Annotated in this window: 17 protein-coding genes; 9 read left to right on the forward strand and 8 right to left on the reverse strand. The window is 56.3% G+C overall.

Annotated elements, in window-relative coordinates:
* Window positions 1-116: 116 nt before the first annotated feature.
* Window positions 117-2573 (reverse strand): penicillin-binding protein 1A, encoded by a 2457-nt coding sequence (locus tag HGO37_RS07215; RefSeq protein ID WP_192487619.1) that lies wholly within the window; start codon window positions 2571-2573, stop codon window positions 117-119.
* Window positions 2574-2971: 398 nt separating this feature from the next.
* Window positions 2972-4237: an N-acetylmuramoyl-L-alanine amidase gene (locus HGO37_RS07220; RefSeq protein ID WP_250982754.1), complete on the reverse strand. Its 1266-nt coding sequence runs from the start codon at window positions 4235-4237 to the stop codon at window positions 2972-2974.
* 650 nt (window positions 4238-4887) lie between these two features.
* On the opposite strand from HGO37_RS07220, the gene HGO37_RS07225 reads away from it, so the two are divergent.
* A complete protein-coding gene (locus HGO37_RS07225) occupies window positions 4888-7851 on the forward strand; it encodes an Rne/Rng family ribonuclease (protein ID WP_250982755.1) in 2964 nt (987 codons plus the stop codon).
* A gap of 104 nt (window positions 7852-7955) precedes the next feature.
* On the opposite strand, the gene HGO37_RS07230 is transcribed toward HGO37_RS07225, so the two are convergent.
* Window positions 7956-8741: a DUF4394 domain-containing protein gene (locus tag HGO37_RS07230; RefSeq protein WP_250982756.1), complete on the reverse strand. Its 786-nt coding sequence runs from the start codon at window positions 8739-8741 to the stop codon at window positions 7956-7958.
* Window positions 8742-9006: 265 nt separating this feature from the next.
* Between HGO37_RS07230 and HGO37_RS07235 the strand changes: the two genes are divergently transcribed.
* Window positions 9007-9564, forward strand: coding sequence for a sigma-70 family RNA polymerase sigma factor (locus tag HGO37_RS07235; RefSeq protein WP_250983236.1), 558 nt, complete (start codon window positions 9007-9009; stop codon window positions 9562-9564).
* Window positions 9561-10280, forward strand: a complete 720-nt coding sequence (locus HGO37_RS07240; protein WP_250982757.1) for an anti-sigma factor — start codon at window positions 9561-9563, stop codon at window positions 10278-10280. The genes HGO37_RS07235 and HGO37_RS07240 overlap by 4 nt, the downstream gene beginning before the upstream one ends.
* Window positions 10281-10404: 124 nt before the next feature.
* Here the strand turns inward: HGO37_RS07240 and HGO37_RS07245 are convergent, their stop codons facing one another.
* Together HGO37_RS07245 and HGO37_RS07250 are read right to left on the reverse strand one after the other, a co-directional pair.
* On the reverse strand, window positions 10405-10737 hold the full coding sequence (locus HGO37_RS07245; RefSeq protein ID WP_250982758.1) for an antibiotic biosynthesis monooxygenase family protein: 333 nt from the start codon (window positions 10735-10737) through the stop codon (window positions 10405-10407).
* Window positions 10734-11060 carry an NIPSNAP family protein gene (locus HGO37_RS07250; RefSeq protein WP_250982759.1) on the reverse strand — a complete coding sequence of 109 codons (327 nt, stop codon included), beginning with the start codon at window positions 11058-11060 and terminating at the stop codon, window positions 10734-10736. Before HGO37_RS07250 ends, HGO37_RS07245 begins: the two co-directional genes overlap by 4 nt.
* A gap of 75 nt (window positions 11061-11135) precedes the next feature.
* Between HGO37_RS07250 and HGO37_RS07255 the strand changes: the two genes are divergently transcribed.
* Window positions 11136-11837 carry an ArsR/SmtB family transcription factor gene (locus HGO37_RS07255; RefSeq protein ID WP_250982760.1) on the forward strand — a complete coding sequence of 234 codons (702 nt, stop codon included), beginning with the start codon at window positions 11136-11138 and terminating at the stop codon, window positions 11835-11837.
* A 93-nt stretch (window positions 11838-11930) separates the two neighbouring features.
* Here the strand turns inward: HGO37_RS07255 and HGO37_RS07260 are convergent, their stop codons facing one another.
* Window positions 11931-13052, reverse strand: a complete 1122-nt coding sequence (locus tag HGO37_RS07260) for a pyridoxal phosphate-dependent aminotransferase (RefSeq protein ID WP_502941403.1) — start codon at window positions 13050-13052, stop codon at window positions 11931-11933.
* Between the two features lie 334 nt (window positions 13053-13386).
* On the opposite strand from HGO37_RS07260, the gene HGO37_RS07265 reads away from it, so the two are divergent.
* The 5 genes from HGO37_RS07265 to aat all read left to right on the forward strand — a co-directional run bounded on the left by HGO37_RS07265 (window position 13387) and on the right by aat (window position 17389).
* The gene (locus HGO37_RS07265; RefSeq protein ID WP_250982762.1) at window positions 13387-14154 is read left to right on the forward strand and encodes a DsbA family protein; all 768 of its coding nucleotides are present in this window, start codon (window positions 13387-13389) and stop codon (window positions 14152-14154) included.
* Window positions 14155-14469: 315 nt separating this feature from the next.
* Entirely contained in the window at window positions 14470-14907 is a 438-nt protein-coding gene (gene aroQ, locus HGO37_RS07270) for a type II 3-dehydroquinate dehydratase (protein ID WP_250982763.1), read from the forward strand.
* A gap of 27 nt (window positions 14908-14934) precedes the next feature.
* A complete protein-coding gene (accB, locus tag HGO37_RS07275; RefSeq protein ID WP_192487608.1) occupies window positions 14935-15417 on the forward strand; it encodes an acetyl-CoA carboxylase biotin carboxyl carrier protein in 483 nt (160 codons plus the stop codon).
* 11 nt (window positions 15418-15428) lie between these two features.
* Window positions 15429-16772 carry an acetyl-CoA carboxylase biotin carboxylase subunit gene (accC, locus tag HGO37_RS07280; protein WP_192487607.1) on the forward strand — a complete coding sequence of 448 codons (1344 nt, stop codon included), beginning with the start codon at window positions 15429-15431 and terminating at the stop codon, window positions 16770-16772.
* Between the two features lie 2 nt (window positions 16773-16774).
* Complete coding sequence (gene aat, locus HGO37_RS07285; RefSeq protein ID WP_192487606.1) at window positions 16775-17389, forward strand: leucyl/phenylalanyl-tRNA--protein transferase; 615 nt, start codon at window positions 16775-16777, stop codon at window positions 17387-17389.
* A 167-nt stretch (window positions 17390-17556) separates the two neighbouring features.
* Here aat and HGO37_RS07290 read toward each other — a convergent pair whose 3' ends face one another.
* Window positions 17557-17991, reverse strand: a complete 435-nt coding sequence (locus HGO37_RS07290) for a DUF2155 domain-containing protein (protein WP_250982764.1) — start codon at window positions 17989-17991, stop codon at window positions 17557-17559.
* A 99-nt stretch (window positions 17992-18090) separates the two neighbouring features.
* Window positions 18091-18489 (reverse strand): NADH:ubiquinone oxidoreductase subunit NDUFA12, encoded by a 399-nt coding sequence (locus HGO37_RS07295; protein WP_192487604.1) that lies wholly within the window; start codon window positions 18487-18489, stop codon window positions 18091-18093.
* Between the last annotated feature and the right edge of the window lie 63 nt (window positions 18490-18552).

An 18552-nucleotide genomic window follows, 5' to 3' on the forward strand; every position in this document is an offset into this window, starting at 1 on the left:
ACCTTCGTTGAAAGTCTCTGGACGTCTTCATCCACTCAGTAAAACTGGCCCCGGTGCATAAATGCCGAAGGCGCGGATGTAAAGACCCGCGCCTTCGCTGCATTGTTATCTGGAGCTTAGTAAAGCCCGCCACCACCGTTGGTAATGGCCTGCTGTGCCTGTGGTGAGGCACGCATGATATCTTCCGGCGACATGTAGTTTTCCATGCCGATAACCGAGAAGCTGTCAGCCGGGCCGGTGCCTGGCTTGAAGGCTTCCATGATCGTGTCTGGATCACCTTCATTGGCATACATGCCGGTCTTGCGGTTGACGGCGATGAACTGCATGCCCTCAGGCACGATGAACTTGCCGGGCGGTGTGTGCTTGGCAGCAGCTGCGAGGAACTCGCCAAAGATTGGCGCTGCAAGCGAACCACCGGTGCCACCACGACCAAGCGGTGCTGGCGTATCGAAGCCAATGTAAAGGCCAGCCACGAGGTCCGGTGTGTAACCCACGAACCAAGCATCCTTTTCATCGTTGGTGGTGCCTGTCTTGCCAGCAACCGGACGATCCTTGACCGGAATCTTGCCAGCGGCCGTACCACGGGTGACGACGCCTTCCAGCATGGATGTTGTCTGGTAGGCTGTCATCGGGTCGAGAACCTGTTCGCGGTTATCGATGATGGTCGGCTCGTCCTGACCTGACCAAGTCTGCGCGTTGCAGCCTTCACAGGTGCGTTCTTCGTGACGGAAAATCGTCTTGCCGTAACGGTCCTGAATACGGTCGATCACGGTTGGCTTGATCTGCTTTCCGCCATTGGCCAGAACCGCGTAGGCAGAGACCATACGGGTCACGGTCGTTTCACCCGAACCGAGCGACATGGCGAGAACCGGCAGCATCTTGTCATAAATGCCGAAACGCTCCGCATATTCCGCAACAAGGTTCATGCCCATGTCGTCTGCAAGGCGGATGGTCATCAGGTTACGGGACTTTTCAATACCGAGACGCAGTGTCGACGGACCAGCGGAACCACCACCGTAGTTCTGCGGACGCCAGACCTGACCGCCAGAGACGATCTCAATCGGCGCATCCATCACAACAGAAGCTGGCGTATAACCATTGTCGAGCGCTGCAGCGTAAACGAACGGTTTGAACGACGAACCCGGCTGGCGCATGGCCTGCGTGGAACGGTTGAACTCCGACTGGCCGTAGGAGAAACCGCCGACCATGGCGAGAACGCGGCCGGTATGCGGGTCCATGGCAACGAGGCCACCCTGCACTTTCGGCGGTTGACGAAGACGGAAGGTATTGCCGTTTTCAGTCAATGCCTGAACGTAGACAACGTCACCAGCCTTCAGAACGCCACTTGGCGATTTGGCGGTGTTACGCTTGCCAGTCGCATCGCGGTAAGCCCATTTCATGTTTTCAGCTGGAATGCTCGCACGGACGCGATCCTGGACAACCTTGCCACCGGCATCGGTTTCCGGCTGCATGCCGATATCAACGGATTGATCGCCAGCGTCCAGCACCACGGCCAGTTTCCACTCCGGCACGTCGCGCAGCGGACGGATCTTGGCAAGGGCAGCGCCCCAATCACCGGATACGTCAATCTCATCGACCGGGCCACGGAAACCACGGCGCTCGTCATAATCAAGAAGACCGTCCTGCAGCGCCTTGCGGGCTTCAACCTGCAAGACCGGGTCAAGCGAGGTACGAACCGAAAGGCCACCTTCCAGCAGGGCCTTCTCGCCGTATTTATCAACGATCTGGCGACGGACTTCTTCAGCGAAGTAATCAGACGCAAACAGGTGGGCACCACCGCGACGCAGATTTACGCCAAGCGGCTGGGTTTTTGCTTCCGACGCATCGGCGGTGTTGATGTAGCCATTTTCGGCCATACGGTCGATCACCCAGTTACGGCGCTCAAGAGCAGCCTTCTCGTAACGGAACGGGTGGTAGTTGGCCGGGCCCTTCGGCAGCGATGCCAGATAGGCGGTTTCGGCAATGGTCAGTTCGGTGACCGACTTGTTGAAATAGGTCAGCGCGGCACCGGCAATACCGTAGGCATTCATACCGAAGAAGATTTCATTGAGATAAAGCTCAAGAATCTTGTCTTTCGAATAGGTCTGCTCGATGCGGAAGGACAGAATCGCTTCCTTGATCTTGCGGTCGATGGTCTGGTCATTGGTTAGAAGGAAGTTCTTGGCGACCTGCTGAGTAATGGTTGATGCACCAACCGGGCGACGGCCGGAACCGAGGTTCTGGATGTTGACCAGAATAGCGCGCCCAAGACCGTAGATATCAACGCCGGGGTGATTATAGAAATTCTTGTCTTCTGCGGAAAGGAACGCAGCCTTCACGCGGTCTGGAATGGCCTGGATGGGCAGGAACAGGCGCTTTTCATGCGCATATTCTGCCATCAGAGCACCGTTACCGGCGTGAACGCGGGTCGTGACCGGCGGCTCGTAGGAGCTGAGAACGGCATAGTCCGGCAATTGCTCGCGAAGGGTGTAGAGATAAAGCGCAGCCCCTGCAGCAGCGCACAGGAAAAGCGCGCTTGCAATACCGAAGAAATATCCAATCAGTCTTATCATATAAAGCTACCGATAATCCGAACGTGGCATTCGCGCTCACCATCAAGCGCATTTTCGCATAGTCGGTGCGGTTTTGCACACCACTCCGGCAATGACAAGCCGGGACATCAGCATTTGCCAATATAGCCGGTCATAAGCCACACCAAACAAAGTCTTTTATGCAAAAGCGACGAGTCACCCACACATATGCCGAGTAACGACGGGAATGTGAGTAAAATAGGGCCCTACCCCAGTAAAGCGGGCATTAGGGCCATTGCCAAGACCTTTTCCGGCCAAGGGTTACCTTATCGCAACAGGTCAAACAGCTGAAAGCCGCCTGTCCCGCAGCCAACCCTGCGGTTGTATTTGGCGCCGCAAAAGCCACGACCCCACGAAAAAGTTACTGGAAAGAGGACGCTTCAACCGCCGTTGGCGACGAACTGATTGTGATATTTTCCGACCGCCTTTGCCATGACGTCGGCCAGCTTTTTGCGCCATTCGACATCGAGCAGCAGCTTCTCGTCTTCCGGATTGGACAGGAAGCCCATTTCCAAGAGAATGGAGGGAATATCGGGCGCCTGCAAAACGCGGAAACCGGCATAGCGATGCGGGTTGTTGATCAGGCCAATCTGCCCTTCAAACGATGCCAGGATATTGCCGGCCAAGGTTACCGAGAACGCCTGTGTTTCACGCCGTGTCAGGTCGAGCAGGATATCGGCCACTTCCGGCTGGCTTGCCGGCATGGCAACACCGGCCAGTTCGTCTGACAGGTTTTCGCGCTCAGCCAGTTCAGCCGCCATGCGGTCGGATGCGCGGTCGGAAATCGTGTAAACGGTTGCGCCACGAATGCCCTTTTGTTTGAGCGTATCGGCATGCAGGGAAATCAACAGGTTGGCGCCTTTCTGGCGGGCGATCTGCACACGCTCGGAAAGGGCCAGAAACTCGTCGGATTCGCGCGTCAGCACGGCCTGAATGCCGGGCTCCTTGTTCAGCCGCTCGGTCAGCTCCTTGGCAAAGGCTAAGGTAATGTCTTTTTCATGCGTACCGGTCTTGCCACCCTGCGCACCATTATCAATGCCGCCGTGGCCGGCATCGACTGCGATGATGAACTGTGCCTGCCGGTCGCTCTTGCCGCTGACCGCACCATCGACTGAGGCGGTGGTGACTGGAGATGGCGGTTGCCAGCTCTGGTCCTTGACCAGACCGGCGAAGGTCGCCTTGTCGGTGATTTCAGCATCCAGAACCAGCCGCACGCCGTTACCTTCAGAATTTGGCTGCACCTCGGATATGGCCAGGCGCACCGGTTTTTTGGCGGTCAGGACGATACGGGCGCGACCTTCATCCATCGTGCCGAAACGCACGTCACGGAAAAGGCCGGCAGCCTCGAGATCCTTGGCAGGAAACGCAAAATCGGTGGAGGGAAGATCGACGACGATACGCTCCGGCGAATCGAGATAATGAACCTCGAATTCCGGCTCTTCGGCAAAATCGATGACGACGCGGGTACGGGCTTCATTTCCGGCGATACGGGCCGCGCTCGCCACCATCCTTGAACTCTCGCCGATTGCAAAAGCAGCGTTTGGAACGGAGAAAAAAGTGACCGCCGTCAGAGTGGCTGCAAGGGTGATTCGCAGCGTAATACGCGTCGAGCACCGGATTGCCGCCCGCATTTGTGCAATAATCATGACAGCCCAAATCTTTTTTTCATATTCGTCATTTTAGCAAAAGTGCTTTCAAAAGCCCCCAATGCCTCTCGAAACCGCGCCGCCCTGCCCTGTTTCGGTCCGTGTCAGACCACATTCACAGCCATTGGTGAAGCATTTGTTAACGCCTGAATTACTCCAGCAATATGGCATATTTAGCGTGCCTATTGCTATTGAGCCGGATAAACCATACAACACAAATTGAGGGTTTAGATGTTAACGGGATAGATACCCGTAGGGCTGCCAATCGTAAAGACGCTGGCGCTGCAAAACGGGAATCATCTGCCGTCGCTACATTTTTCCTGAAACTGGAACAATTCCGGCATGAGCCGGGCATATACCCGGTGGCATGCCACCGTCCGCCCTTCTGGAAGGGCAAACTCATCGGCCTCAAGGGGCCAGTTATTATCGTATTACCGGCTTGGGCAAATGGTGTCGTTGCAACAGCTTTCTTACATACAAGGCCAAAGCGGCAAGCATTTTGCATTGCCCTTCGCCTCGCTGTTGTCAGTTGACGCGCGCCAAGCGGTAAACATCATTTCCGACGCACCCTCTCATAGATACGGGAGAACCGCCTTTTCGGCGGTACGATCCTCGTCTGTCACGGGGTCGCGTCGAGGAGCAGAGATTACATGGCAGACAAAATGCTTATCGACGCCTCCCACGAAGAGGAGACGCGGGTTGTAGTCGTCAGAGGCAACCGGATTGAGGAGTTCGACTTCGAATCCGAGCACAAGAAGCAGATCCGGGGCAATATCTACCTTGCAAAGGTAACCCGGGTAGAACCATCGCTTCAGGCAGCCTTCGTCGATTACGGTGGGAACCGTCATGGCTTTCTGGCATTTGCAGAAATCCATCCCGACTACTATCAGATCCCGCTTGCGGATCGTCAGGCACTTCTGAGAGCAGAAGCCGAAGAACATCGCGGTAGCGATGATTTCGAGCCAGCGGATGCACCGCACGACCATACAGCGACAGTCGATCTTTCCACAGCTGACCAGCCGGACATCGGCATTGTACCGCTGAGCACTGATTCGAAAGTCTCCGACACATCAGAGCCGCAATCCGCAGCGCCGCAGGAAACTGCCGAAGCTGAAGCTGAAGCAGCGCCTGCAGATGTAGAAGCAGAAGCCGCCAATATTGAGGCACCGGCCGAGGAAGAAAAGCCAAAGAAGCGCGTACGCCGCCCCCGCAAGAAGAAGGCCGATGCTGAAGAAGAAGCATCAGCCGAAGCTTCCGGCAGCGATGACGAGACCCCAGGCGGCGAAATGGCTGCGATGGTTGACGCTGACACGATTTCGGAAGAGGTCGAAGGTCTTCGCCGCAATGGCTCTGATGACGATGATGACGATGACGACGACCATGAGAAGGAAGTTATCGAATCCGTCGGCGCAGAAGATGCCATGGAAGAGGTTCCTGATCGCGTAGCGCGCAAGCCACGCAAGCAGTACCGCATTCAGGAAGTCATCAAGCGCCGCCAGATTATTCTGGTTCAGGTTGCCAAGGAAGAACGCGGTAACAAGGGCGCAGCCCTGACCACCTACCTTTCTTTGGCCGGCCGTTATTCCGTGCTGATGCCGAATACGGCTCGTGGCGGCGGTATTTCCCGCAAGATCACCCAGCCGCAGGACCGCAAACGCCTGAAGGAAATCGCACGCGATCTGGAAGTGCCGAACGGCATGGGCGTTATCCTGCGTACAGCAGGTGCCAACCGTACACGTGTCGAGATCAAGCGCGACTTCGAATACTTGATGCGCCTGTGGGAAAATGTCCGCACACTGACATTGAACTCCACAGCCCCTTGCCTCGTTTACGAGGAAGGCTCGCTGATCAAGCGTTCGATCCGCGACCTCTACAATCGCGACATCAGCGAAATCATCGTGTCCGGCGAAGAAGGCTACCGTGAAGCAAAAGACTTCATGAAGATGCTGATGCCGAGCCATGCCAAGGTGGTTCAGCCTTACCGTGATATTCACCCGATCTTCTCGCGCTCCGGCATCGAAGCGCAGCTTGACCGCATGCTGCAGCCGCAGGTCACGCTGAAGTCTGGTGGTTACCTGATCATCAACCAGACGGAAGCTCTGGTTTCCATCGACGTCAACTCAGGCCGTTCGACCCGCGAGCATTCCATTGAGGAAACCGCGCTGGCAACGAACCTTGAGGCAGCGGAAGAAGTTGCACGTCAGCTTCGCCTGCGCGACCTTGCCGGTCTTGTCGTCATCGACTTCATCGACATGGAGGAAAAGCGCAACAACCGCTCCGTCGAAAAGAAGTTAAAGGATTGCCTGAAAAACGATCGCGCTCGCATTCAGGTTGGCCGCATCTCGCATTTCGGCCTTCTGGAAATGTCCCGCCAGCGCATTCGCGCTTCGGTTCTGGAATCCACAACACAGGTCTGCACGCATTGCGGCGGCACCGGCCACGTGCGCTCCGAGTCTTCCATCGCCCTGCACGTGCTGCGTGGCGTCGAGGAATATCTGCTGCGCAACACAACGCACAACATCACTGTGCGTTCAACGCCGGACACTGCCCTTTACCTGCTCAACCACAAGCGTGGCACGATTGTCGATTATGAAAACCGCTTCGGCGTTTCGATCATTATCGCCGCCGATGCCAGCGTTGGCTCGCAGCACTTTGCCATCGATCGTGGCGAACCTGTCGAGAACCCGGTTAGAATTGAAAGCCTGCTCCAGCTTCTGCCTGTGATCGAAGAAGAAGATGATCCAGTCTTCGAAATCGAAGAGGACGAAGACGAGGAAGAAATCATCAAGGCACCAGTTGCCCAGCCGGCACGCGCTGAGGGTGACGAAGATGGCAATCGCGGCAAGCGCAAGCGTCGTCGTCGTCGTCGTCGCAAGGGCGGCCAGAACGGTCAGGACGCGCAGGCACAGGATAATGGTGCCGAGGGCGATGATGAAGGCGACGAGAGCGATGACGATGCTGACAACGGCGTAGAGACCGTTGGTGGTGACACCAACGAGACTGCCGATGAAGTTTCGGCTGACAATGGTTCGTCTGACGAAGAAAACAAGCGCAAGCGTCGCCGTCGTGGCAAGCGCGGCGGTCGTCGCAATCGCTCCGATGAAGAGAACGATATCGAAACCTCGGGTGAAACTGATGGTGACGACAACAGCACTGCCGATGAAGGCGTTGCGGTTGAAACCGCTGTTACCAGCGAAAGCGACGTCGTCGTTGTAGAAACCGCGGCGGTCAGCGTCGTTGAAGGCGGTAGCAACGAAGTGGTGTCCGAAGAGCCAAAAGCCAAGAAGCCACGCCGCACCCGCAAGGCTAAGGCACAGGAAGAAGCTCCAGCTGAAGAGGCTGTTGCTGCTCCCAAAGCTGAAAAGCCTGCCAAGGCCAAGGTTGAAACCGTAGAGCCGGTGGTTGTTGAAGAGACGGTTGTCGACGCCGCGATTGAAGAAGTTGGTGAAGCTTCTGCCGATCTGAGTGATGACGCAAAACCTGTCCGCGCCAACCGTGGTGAGAATGTTTCGTCTTCCGAGCCTGTGGTAACGTCCACAGCCTCGAACGAAGGTGATGGCGATGATCCAAAGCCGCGTAAGGGCGGCTGGTGGCAGCGCCGCGGTTTCTTCTGATAGAAGCCTTATAAAATGCAAAAAAAGCCGCCCGTAGAGTCACTTACGGGCGGCTTTTCATTTTTTGATTCACTGCTTAGCGTGAGGTTTCAGCTGTTGCTGCCTTACATGGCAGGCAAGATAGCGATATCCCTCACCTCGTTGTCGATACCAGTGACTGCACCAACCTGCGTGGCAGCACCGGTCTCTAGATTGACAGTGTAGAGGGTTTTATTGGCGACAAGATAGGCGGTGTTCTTGCCGTCTTCCGCACCTTGAATGTCGAAAGCGTAAGCGGCCGGGGTGCCTTCGATACCAAGTTTGCCAATGGCTTTCAGCGTACCGTCATTTGGTTTGGTCTGCTGGATCAGCGCACCAATGGTGGCATCGATATTGTACATCGCAGTCTTTTCAGGCTTGCCCCAGGAGTTGGTGTAAGCGGCCGCGACGATATTAGGTGTTTCACCCTTATGCATGTCACCCTCTTCATAGGCCAATGTGCCGTCAACCGTTACCGCACCGGTATCAGGGTGAACACGGTGATTGGTGGTGCCGGTCATGAAACGCAGACGGTCTGCCATCGGATTGAAATCAACGACCACAGGCGCGTCCGTCATCGCCAGCGGCTTGTCCATTTTGGCCACTTCGGTTGCGGCACCGCTGGTCAGATCAATGGTGACGATGGTTCCCTCAGGCGTTACGCCGACCACGGTCTTGTTGCCAGGACGAAAATCAATGCCCACCAACTTGTCGACACCGGTCACATCCATGGTCTTGGAAACTTCCGGTTTGTCTGTGTCGAACATCACCAACGTCTTGTCGCCGGTCAGGCCAAGAACAGGTGCGGCATGTGCGGATGCGGCAGCTAGAACGGCAGTGGAAGCAATCAGTACGGAACGGATCATGTGCATGGCATTTCTCCCTTGGATATCGGTTTCAGAGAACCCCGCTTCAACACCTGTGAAGCGCCTCTCAATGGGTAGACACACGGGAGATGCCGTTTGGATGCAGGCAAATAAAAAAATTATGCTGCATCCATTTGCGCCTTTGAGGGGTAACCCCACAGAGAATGATGAAGCCTTGCGTTCAAAAAAACAGGACAAGCTGATGTCTGGAACAGGCGCCCTATCTGTGAGATACCCGTTTGAGAGAAATGTTCGGGAGGAGAACCGTTTGCTGGTAACGCAGGATCAAAGCGAAGATTTGAGCGCTGCGCTTGCAGCCTGTGCAAAAGGTGACCGCAAAGCCCTGCGGCATATTTATGATAGTGAGGCCGGACGGCTGGTGGCTGTAGCGCAGCGCATTTTGAGGCGGCGTGATCTTGCTGAGGAAGCCGTCCAGGAAGGGTTCATCCGCATATGGACCAAGGCGCATCAGTTTGAACCGGGCCGCGGTTCGGCACGTGGTTGGATCTATGCTGTTATTCGCAATCACGCGCTCAATATGTTGCGGGATGGCAAACGCGAAGATCTTGTTACCAGCGACAAACTTGAGGAATTGCAGGACCGTGAACAGATCGATCAGATCATGGCCTCCTGGCAACGTCTGGAAAGTGGCAGCCGCCTGCATGAATGCCTTGGCGCGCTGGAAGAAACGCGACGACGAACAATCCTCATGGCCTATGTCGGTGGTTATACACACGGCGAAATTGCCGGACGCCTGCGGTTGCCGCTTGGCACCGCAAAGTCGTGGATAAAACGAGGACTTTCCGCATTGAGGGAGTGCATGCGATGACCGGCACCAACCCTGAACACGACATCATCCACCTTGCCGATGAATATGTTCTTGGCCTGATGGAGCCAATGGAGGCTGCGGTCTTCGAAGTCCGCCTTGAGCGCGACGCCGAACTGCGTGCCGCCGTTGAAGCAAGCCGTGACCGTTTTCTGCCGCTTGATGCCACGGCCGACCCTTTGGACGTCCCGGAGGAACTCTGGCAGAGGATTGATGCCGGTATTTCGGCTGCGCGCCCTACCCCTGAGATCGCCACAGCGCCATCCCCTGCCGCCAGCAATGACAACATCAAGTCTGGCTGGCGCTGGACTGCGATGGCTTCGCTTGCGGCCACAGTGCTGCTTGCCGTGACACTCGGCTGGAGCCTGCTCACCAGACCCGATCCTGTCGTGATCGCTGTTCTGCTTGATGCCAAGGGTGAAGCACAGGCAATCGTCGAAGACTTCGGCAACGAGCAAGCGACGGTGAAGCTGCTTGCAGATTTCACTGTCCCAGAGGGCAAGACGTTGCAGGTGTGGACCCTGCCTTCTCAGGACATGGGCCCAGTGTCGCTTGGACTGTTGGAAAACAGCCGCTCTGCAGCTCTGAAAGGACCGGCCCTGCCCAAACCGCAGGGCGAACAGCTCTATGAAATCACGCTGGAAACGGCGGGAGGATCACCGACCGGCCGCCCAACTGGACCGATTCTCGTTAAAGGTTTCGCCAAAGCGCCGCGATAAAGACTGACGAATACAAAAGACGCCCGCAAAGACGCTGCGGGCGTTTTCTTTTGTCTGACAGCATGGCGAGAGGAAAAATGGCTGGCGCGCCCCTCCTCTGTTTCAGCGACTATGCTTCATGACGCTAGCGGCTGTCCGGCGGGGCGTCTTCGCGCTCCTCTAAGCCATAATCACGGATAACGCTGGCAACACGCAGACGGTAATTGGCAAAGACGCCATTGCGGCCGGCGGATTGCGCCGCGCGGTGGGCATCGAGATTGCGCCAGGCTTTGACCGCTTCCTCATCTCGAAAAAACGAAAGCGACAGCATCTTGTCGGGATTGGTGATGCTCTGGAACCGCTCAACCGAGATAAATCCGTCGATAGTCTGGAGGTCTTCGCGCAGCCTGGCGGCTATGTCGAGATAGTGCTGCCGTTCACCCTCGGCAGGCCACACCTCGAATATCACAGATATCATCGCTCACTCTCCCCATGTGGTGCGGATGCCAGTTGCAGGAATAGCCGGTCTTCGCGGCGGATGAATTGTTCGCGCCTGGCAAAATCGTAGTTGTCACGCCCGAGCGGATCGGCGGCCAGACGTGCACGATAGGCTTCATAGGCCGCGAGGTTCTCGATATTATAGACGCCGTAGGCAATGGTGCTGGAGCCCTCCTTCGGCGCGTAATACCCGATCAGATCCGCACCACAGCGTGGAATGGCTTGCCCCCAATTGCGGGCATAGTGTTCGAAAGCATCAACCTTATAGGGGTCAATCTCATATCGAATAAAGCAGGTCAGCATGGCGATTTCCTTTCGTGTGACATGCCTCCGGTCTACGCCATTGCTGTACGTCAATGCTTCGGCTATGATCGAACTATGAAAGACGGACCCATTATCGCAACTATCGCCTCACTGATCGGCGACCCTGCCCGCGCCAATATACTGACGGCGCTGATGGATGGCCGCGCGCTGACCGTCAGCGAGTTGGCAAACGCTGCCGGTGTCACGGTACAAACGGCCAGCGGGCACCTGTCCAAGCTGAGCGACGCCAATTTGCTGAAAGCCGAAAAACAGGGACGGCATCGTTATTTCCGTCTGTCGGGCGAAGATGTGGCGCAGGTGCTGGAAGCGCTGATGGGGCTTGCCCAGCGCACCGGCGCCGTTCGGGTCCGCACCGGCCCCAAGGACGCGGCGCTGCGTGAAGCAAGGGTGTGTTACGACCATCTGGCTGGGGAAAGCGGTGTGCAATTGCTACACGGCATTACCCAGCGCGGTTTGGTGATTTCGCAAGATGAAACCATTGCGCTGACCGATCAGGGCCAGCAGTTTTTCTCCGACTTCGGTATTGATCTGGAAAGCCTGCAAAAGGCGCGTCGTCCGGTCTGCCTGCACTGCCTGGACTGGAGTGAAAGACGCCACCACCTCGGTGGTTCGCTCGGTGCATCGCTGCTCACCGCCATGTTGAACAAACAATGGATCAAGCGTGCGGAAGGTCGGGTTCTGACCTTCACCAGCAAAGGCCGCACGGCTTTTGATAACACGTTTGTCTGTGAAACTGCCGACGACAATGCCGGTTGATAAACTGATTCAAGTGGCTGCGGGTTTGATTCCGCAAATCGCCGCAAGGCACTGAAATCAGATTCTTTTATCCCTTAGATCAAAGCGCTGAAATCAGCGCTTTTCTTTCAGCCAGCCGGCCATGCGGCCAACCGCCTCGGCGATATCAGAGACGGAACCGGCATAAGAAATACGCAGGGCTCGGTGCCCCTCTGTGGGGTCAAAATCCATGCCCGGTGTGGCTGCAACATCGATTTCCGTGAGCATGCGCTTTGCGAAATCCATGCTGTCATTGGTAAAGCGGCTAACATCGACATAGGCGTAAAAGGCACCATCCATCGGCGACGCCAGCGGCAGGCCGATCTGTGGCAGACGCTCCATCAGGAAGTCACGATTGGTGTGGTAGCTTTCCTTGTAGACATCCAGTTCTTCAGCTGCACCAAAAGCGGCGGCAGCAGCAATCTGAGACAGTTCCGGAGCAGAAATATAAAGGCTCTGCGCAAGACATTCGACCGGGCGCACCAGACTTTCCGGCAGCACCATCCAGCCGACACGCCAGCCGGTCATGCAATAATATTTCGAGAATGAATTGATGACGACAGCCTGATCAGTGATTTCCAGCGCGGAGGTTTCCTCGCCGACAAATGTCAGTCCATGGTAGATCTCGTCGGAAATGAAAGCGATGGAGCGGCTTTTGCAATAGGTTGCCAGCCGCTTCAGTGCCTCACGTCCCGTGACGGTACCGGTGGGGTTGGCTGGACTTGCCAGCAGAACGCCCTTCAGCTTGCAGCCGGCAATGGTTTCCGCCCGCTCAAGGCTTGCGGGCGTCAGCGTAAAGCCCGTTTCAGCCGTAACCGGCACTTCCACAACCTTCAGGCCAAGTGCTTTGAGAATATTACGATAGGCCGGGTAACCGGGTCTGGCGATAGCAACCGCATCGCCTGCATCGAACAGGCTCAGAAATGCCAGATTGAAGGCGGCGGAAGAGCCTGTCGTTACCGCAATGCGCGCAGGGTCAACATCTATGCCATGCTGCACGCGGTAGTGACCGGCAATGGCTTCACGCAGCTCAAGCAGGCCAAGCGCATCGGTGTAACCAATCCGCCCGTGTTTCAGCGCTTCGCTGGCGGCGGCAAGTGCGGCTTTGGGTGCAGGATGGGCTGGCTGGCCAAGCGACATGGAAATGACGGGGCGACCGTCTTTCTTGCGGCGATTGGCTTCGGCCAAAATGTCCATGGCATGGAAGGGTTCAACGGCACTGCGGCTGGAAACAGGAATCAAAACGAAGCCTCTCTTATTTTCTCCAGCATCAGCCCCCAAAATGGTTAGGGTTTGGTGAAGCAAGATGTGTGGTGGTAAAACTGTAGCGCACAGGGATGTGTTGTTTTGAGGACGTGTGCCGCTTTCAAGTCGGAGACTTGCCGCATTCCTCTGCCAATAACAATCCAGCCACCGCGACAATGGGCGCTATTTTTTCGGTTGTGGCGTTTATGGCTTGCCGTAAAATGAATTAATCTGCAAACACCACACCACATGTTTGCTACCGTCTTTCAATGACAACGAGGCCGAAATGAAATTTTCACTAGCATCCGCAACGCTTGCCAGCGTCATGGCCTTTTCGGCAGTTGGCATCAGCGCCCCTGCTCACGCACTGGATGACCAGCAGAAAAAGGAAATCGGCGCGTATATCAAGGAATACCTGATCGCCAATCCAGAGATCATGCTGGAAGTGCAGGATGCGCTTGAGCGCAAACAGTCTGAGGCACGCAACGCCAAGGCATCAGAGGCGGTTAGCAGCAACCAGAAAGCGCTTTTCGAATCGAAATTCGATATCAGCCTCGGCAACCCGAAGGGTGACGTGACGCTGGTCGAGTTCTTCGATTACAACTGCGGTTACTGCAAGCGCGCCATGAGCGACATGGACAACATCCTGAAGTCCGACAAGAACATTCGTGTCGTGCTCAAGGAATTCCCGATTCTCGGACCTGAGTCGCTGGCCGCCCACAAGGTTTCCAATGCCGTGAAGCTGGTGGCGCCGGAGAAGTACCCGGAATTCCAGCGCACGCTGCTTGGCAGCACCGGTCGCGCCAATGAAGACAGCGCCATGGAAGTCGCAACCTCGCTCGGTATCGATGAGGCCGCCATTCGCAAGTCGATGGAAGAAAGCCCCAATACCCCACAGGTTCAGGAAGCCTATTCGCTTGCCAACAACCTCGGCATTACCGGCACTCCATCCTACATCATCGGCACCGAGGCCGTATTCGGCGCCGTTGGCGCTGATCCACTGAAAGAGAAGATTGCCAATATGCGCACCTGCGGCAAGGCAACCTGCTCGTAACAGAGCAGCCTGCGCCTCGCGTCTTCAAGGTCTTCAATTCCCGTGCCGGTCACGGGAATTGCCACCAGCCCTGATCATCCCGCTGACAAGAAGTATTCCCTTGCAGACAGTTACGAGCGGTTATTCTGTGCCAAAACAGGAATCACGCTCACGCCGCGCAGTCGCACCGGCCTTGCCGTTTCAATCAAACAATCCACATCAAAATGCTCTTCATGACCAGAAGATTAAGGACAACCCGTGCTTTAAGGCGAACAGGGCTTTTCCTTGATCGCCTTAAAGTCTATAGGTGGCGCTGAATTTTTGACGGAACCGTACATGAGCAAGCTAGTCCTCGTCCTCAACGGCCCCAATCTGAACATGCTTGGGAAGCGGGAGCCGGGTATTTACGGCGGAAAAACCTTGAAAGATATTGAGCAGGATTGCCGCGAGGCAGGCCAGTCGCTCGGCTTTGAGGTGGATTGCCGCCAGTCCAATCATGAAGGTGTGCTGGTCGATTGGCTTCACGAAGCCGACGACCGCGCGATCGGCGTCGTCATCAATCCGGGTGCTTACGGGCATACGTCAATTGCGTTGCATGACGCCATTCGCGCTATTTCCGTGCCGGTACTGGAAGTGCACATTTCCAATATCCACGCCCGCGAGGAATTCCGCCACAAATCGATGATAGCGCCCGCCGCCAAAGGCATGGTTTGCGGCCTCGGCCCATACGGCTACATCATGGCGCTCAACGCACTGAAGAATATCACGCAATAAGAATAAACAAGAGAATAGGGTCTCGTTATGGCTGAAAAGAAAAACGGTATCGACAAGGAACTGATCCGCGATCTCGCGAACATTCTCAACGACACCGACCTGTCGGAAATCGAAATCGAGCAGGACGACCTGCGCATTCGCGTTTCGCGCTCCGCACCGGCAGCAACCGTTTACGCAGCGGCTCCTCCTGCTTATGCAGCACCGGCACCAGCTGCCCCAGCAGCACCGGCGCCGCTCGCAGCGCCAGCGGCATCTGCTGCCCCTGCCCGCAACCCGGCAAACACCGTTACTTCGCCTATGGTCGGCACGGTTTATCTGTCGCCAGCTCCAGGCGCCCGCGCATTCATCGAAGTTGGTGCCACCGTCAAGGAAGGCCAGACGCTTCTCATCGTTGAAGCCATGAAGACCATGAACCAGATCCCGGCTCCAAAGTCCGGCAAGGTCACGGAAATCATCGTCAACGACGCTCAGCCTGTGGAGTATGGTGAAGCCCTCGTGGTCATCGAATAAGGCGGATAAGCATGGTATCCAAGATCCTCATAGCAAACCGTGGCGAAATCGCGCTTCGTGTACTGCGCGCCGCCAAGGAACTCGGCATTCCAACCGTTGCCGTGCATTCCACGGCGGATGCGGATGCGATGCATGTGCGCCTTGCTGATGAAAGCGTTTGCATCGGCCCTCCTCCGTCGCGCGACAGCTACCTCAACATTCACCAGATTGTTGCGGCCTGCGAAATCACCGGCGCGGATGCCGTTCACCCCGGTTACGGCTTCCTGTCGGAAAATGCCAAGTTCGCAGACATTCTCGATGCGCATGGCATTACCTTCATCGGACCGACCGCTGACCATATCCGCATCATGGGTGACAAGATCACCGCCAAGCAGACAGCCCAGGAACTGGGCATTCCCGTCGTTCCCGGCTCTGATGGTGAAGTGAAGCCGGAAAACGCGATGGAAATCGCCAAGTCGATCGGCTTCCCGGTGCTTATCAAGGCAACGGCAGGCGGTGGCGGCCGTGGCATGAAGGTTGCCAAGACCGAGGCCGATCTGGACGAAGCCGTTTCCACGGCCCGCTCCGAGGCTCTGGCGGCATTCGGTAACGATGCTGTCTACATGGAAAAATACCTGGGCAAACCACGCCACATCGAAGTTCAGGTCTTCGGTGACGGTGAAGGCAATGCCGTGCATCTGGGTGAACGCGATTGCTCCTTGCAGCGCCGCCACCAGAAGGTCCTGGAAGAAGCAAACTCTCCTGCTTTGACCGTCGAGCAGCGGATGAGCATTGGCGAGATTTGCGCCGACGCCATGCGCAAGCTGAAATATCGTGGTGCAGGCACCATCGAGTTCCTTTACGAAAACGGCGAGTTCTACTTCATTGAAATGAACACCCGTCTGCAGGTGGAGCATCCGGTCACGGAAGCCATCACCGGCATGGACCTCGTGCAGGAGCAGATCCGCGTTGCTTCCGGTCAGGGCCTCTCGGTTACGCAGGCTGATATCAAGTTCAATGGCCATGCCATCGAATGCCGTATCAATGCTGAAGACCCACGCACCTTTGTACCATCTCCTGGTACGCTGACCTATTTCCACACTCCGGGCGGTCTTGGCGTTCGCGTCGATTCCGGCGCCTATCAGGGCTACAAGATCCCGCCTTATTACGACAGCATGATCGGCAAGCTGATTGTGCATGGTCGTAACCGTGAGGAATGCATTGCACGTCTGCGCCGCGCGCTCGACGAGTTCGTTGTGGATGGCATCAAGACCACCCTGCCCCTGTTCCAGGACCTCCTGCAGAACGAGGACATCTTGAAGGGTGACTACGACATTCACTGGCTGGAAAAATATCTGGCCGGTGACGCACACTAAAAATGGCTGGGCGACGCAGCAGAAACGCGGAAATAACACCCGAGATACTGCTGCGCGCATATTCCGTTGGCCTGTTTCCCATGGCCGATTCGGCTGATGACCCGGAGATTTTCTGGGTCGAGCCAGAAGTCAGAGGCATCATTCCTCTCGACGCTTTCCATGTTTCCAAAAGTCTTGCCAAAGCCATCAGGCGCAAACCGTTCGATATCCGCTTCGACACGGCGTTTGATTCCGTGGTTGGCGGTTGCGCGGCGGAAGCCTCCGACCGGCCCAGCACCTGGATCAATGCCACCATCCGCGCGCTTTACAGCGAGTTGAACATGATGGGTCACGCCCACAGTGTTGAGGCTTGGGAAGGCGATGAACTGGTTGGCGGACTTTACGGGGTGTCTCTAGGCTCGGCATTCTTCGGTGAAAGCATGTTTTCCCGACGTACCAACGCGTCGAAGATCTGCCTCGTCTATCTGGTCGAGCGGTTGCGGGAAAAGGGCTTCACCCTGCTCGATACGCAGTTCACGACCGAACATCTCATGACCTTCGGTGCCATCGACGTTCCCAAGGCAGATTATGCCAAGCTGCTGGAAAAGGCAGTCGACCGGCCGACGATTCGGTTTTAAGAACTCGCCTCTGAGCCCCTCACCTGCGGCGTGAGCTCTTCACGGACTATCACGACACCACCGAGATTTCAGCACAAAAAGCGCGTGCCGATAAAAGGCAGAGGCGCTTGCTCGTCATGTGTCGGTTTTGAAAAGTCTGAGGTTTTCCGAGGAGCGCGGCGGCTCTCTCAGTTGGTCTGCGATGGAGCGACGACTTCCGACTGCTGCTTGCAGCCCGTCAGCCACACGTCATAGATCGGATGTTCAACGGCATTGAGACCGGGGCTGTCTGCGAACATCCAGCCGGTAAAGATGCGGCGCACCTTACGATCGAGGGTGATTTCATCGACCTCGACAAACGAATCGATCTTCTGCGCTTCGGTTTCGTCGCGCGAATAACAGACCTTCGGTGTCACCTGCAGCGCGCCGAACTGTACGGTTTCATCGATATAAACATCAAAAGACGTGATGCGGCCGGTGATCTTGTCGATACCGGAGAAGACAGCAACCTTGTTGGAAATACGCTCCGCAACGGCATTGTTCACCACTGCGAGGGAAGGCAGGCATGCCAGTGCAATAACAGCCAGCACACGCAAAGAACCATCCCGCGTGAATTTCCTCATATCAAACCGTCCCTCAAGAATTGAAACCGCAAGCACGCCAAAGCAAACCTGCTTTCCAGCTATAGTGCGAATATGGCGAAAAGCGTGCAGCAGCCTGATTCAGTTGCCCGGTGTCCAGGCGTCGTAGTCGCCAGTCACGCGAGGACGTTCGCCAGGAACAGCAAGCGAGCCCTTCGGGCGATAAGCCTGCGACGTGCCTGTGAGGTTTGGCTGGTGTGCCTTCTGCCAGTCGCGTGGCTTGTAGTCTTCCTGCGAAGGAGGCACATCGGTGCGGTAGTGCATCCAGCCGTGCCAGCCTGGCGGAATTGCGGAAGCTTCTGCGTAGCCGTTGTAAACAACCCAACGACGCGGCATGCCCCAGGAGGTGGTGCCGCCTTCGTAGTAGATATTACCCAACTCGTCCTGCCCTACCTTCTTGCCGAAACGCCATGTGTGAAAGCGCGCTCCGATCGTCTGGCCATTCCACCAGGTGAAGATTTGAGTGATAAGAGTCTTCATATCCGTTCCTTCGGCTTGCCCATGCAAGCGCCTACGAAAGCGCAGCATGCTGGCATCAGCTTA

The sequence above is a fragment of the Rhizobium sp. CG4 genome (assembly GCF_023701965.1).
In the GTDB taxonomy this organism is placed as follows: Bacteria; Pseudomonadota; Alphaproteobacteria; order Rhizobiales; family Rhizobiaceae; genus Agrobacterium.

Excerpts from the sequence above, each read along its gene's own strand:
- HGO37_RS07290 (WP_250982764.1), bottom strand. The coding sequence starts at position 17,991 with ATGAGGAAATTCACGCGGGATGGTTCTTTGCGTGTGCTGGCTGTTATT.
- aat (WP_192487606.1), top strand. The coding sequence starts at position 16,775 with ATGGCTGGGCGACGCAGCAGAAACGCGGAAATAACACCCGAGATACTG.
- HGO37_RS07250 (WP_250982759.1), bottom strand. The coding sequence starts at position 11,060 with ATGCTGACCTGCTTTATTCGATATGAGATTGACCCCTATAAGGTTGAT.
- HGO37_RS07245 (WP_250982758.1), bottom strand. The coding sequence starts at position 10,737 with ATGATATCTGTGATATTCGAGGTGTGGCCTGCCGAGGGTGAACGGCAG.
- accB (WP_192487608.1), top strand. The coding sequence starts at position 14,935 with ATGGCTGAAAAGAAAAACGGTATCGACAAGGAACTGATCCGCGATCTC.
- HGO37_RS07255 (WP_250982760.1), top strand. The coding sequence starts at position 11,136 with ATGAAAGACGGACCCATTATCGCAACTATCGCCTCACTGATCGGCGAC.
- HGO37_RS07230 (WP_250982756.1), bottom strand. The coding sequence starts at position 8,741 with ATGCACATGATCCGTTCCGTACTGATTGCTTCCACTGCCGTTCTAGCT.
- HGO37_RS07225 (WP_250982755.1), top strand. The coding sequence starts at position 4,888 with ATGGCAGACAAAATGCTTATCGACGCCTCCCACGAAGAGGAGACGCGG.
- HGO37_RS07240 (WP_250982757.1), top strand. The coding sequence starts at position 9,561 with ATGACCGGCACCAACCCTGAACACGACATCATCCACCTTGCCGATGAA.
- HGO37_RS07260 (WP_502941403.1), bottom strand. The coding sequence starts at position 13,052 with ATGGACATTTTGGCCGAAGCCAATCGCCGCAAGAAAGACGGTCGCCCC.
- aroQ (WP_250982763.1), top strand. The coding sequence starts at position 14,470 with ATGAGCAAGCTAGTCCTCGTCCTCAACGGCCCCAATCTGAACATGCTT.
- HGO37_RS07215 (WP_192487619.1), bottom strand. The coding sequence starts at position 2,573 with ATGATAAGACTGATTGGATATTTCTTCGGTATTGCAAGCGCGCTTTTC.
- accC (WP_192487607.1), top strand. The coding sequence starts at position 15,429 with ATGGTATCCAAGATCCTCATAGCAAACCGTGGCGAAATCGCGCTTCGT.
- HGO37_RS07265 (WP_250982762.1), top strand. The coding sequence starts at position 13,387 with ATGAAATTTTCACTAGCATCCGCAACGCTTGCCAGCGTCATGGCCTTT.
- HGO37_RS07220 (WP_250982754.1), bottom strand. The coding sequence starts at position 4,237 with ATGATTATTGCACAAATGCGGGCGGCAATCCGGTGCTCGACGCGTATT.
- HGO37_RS07295 (WP_192487604.1), bottom strand. The coding sequence starts at position 18,489 with ATGAAGACTCTTATCACTCAAATCTTCACCTGGTGGAATGGCCAGACG.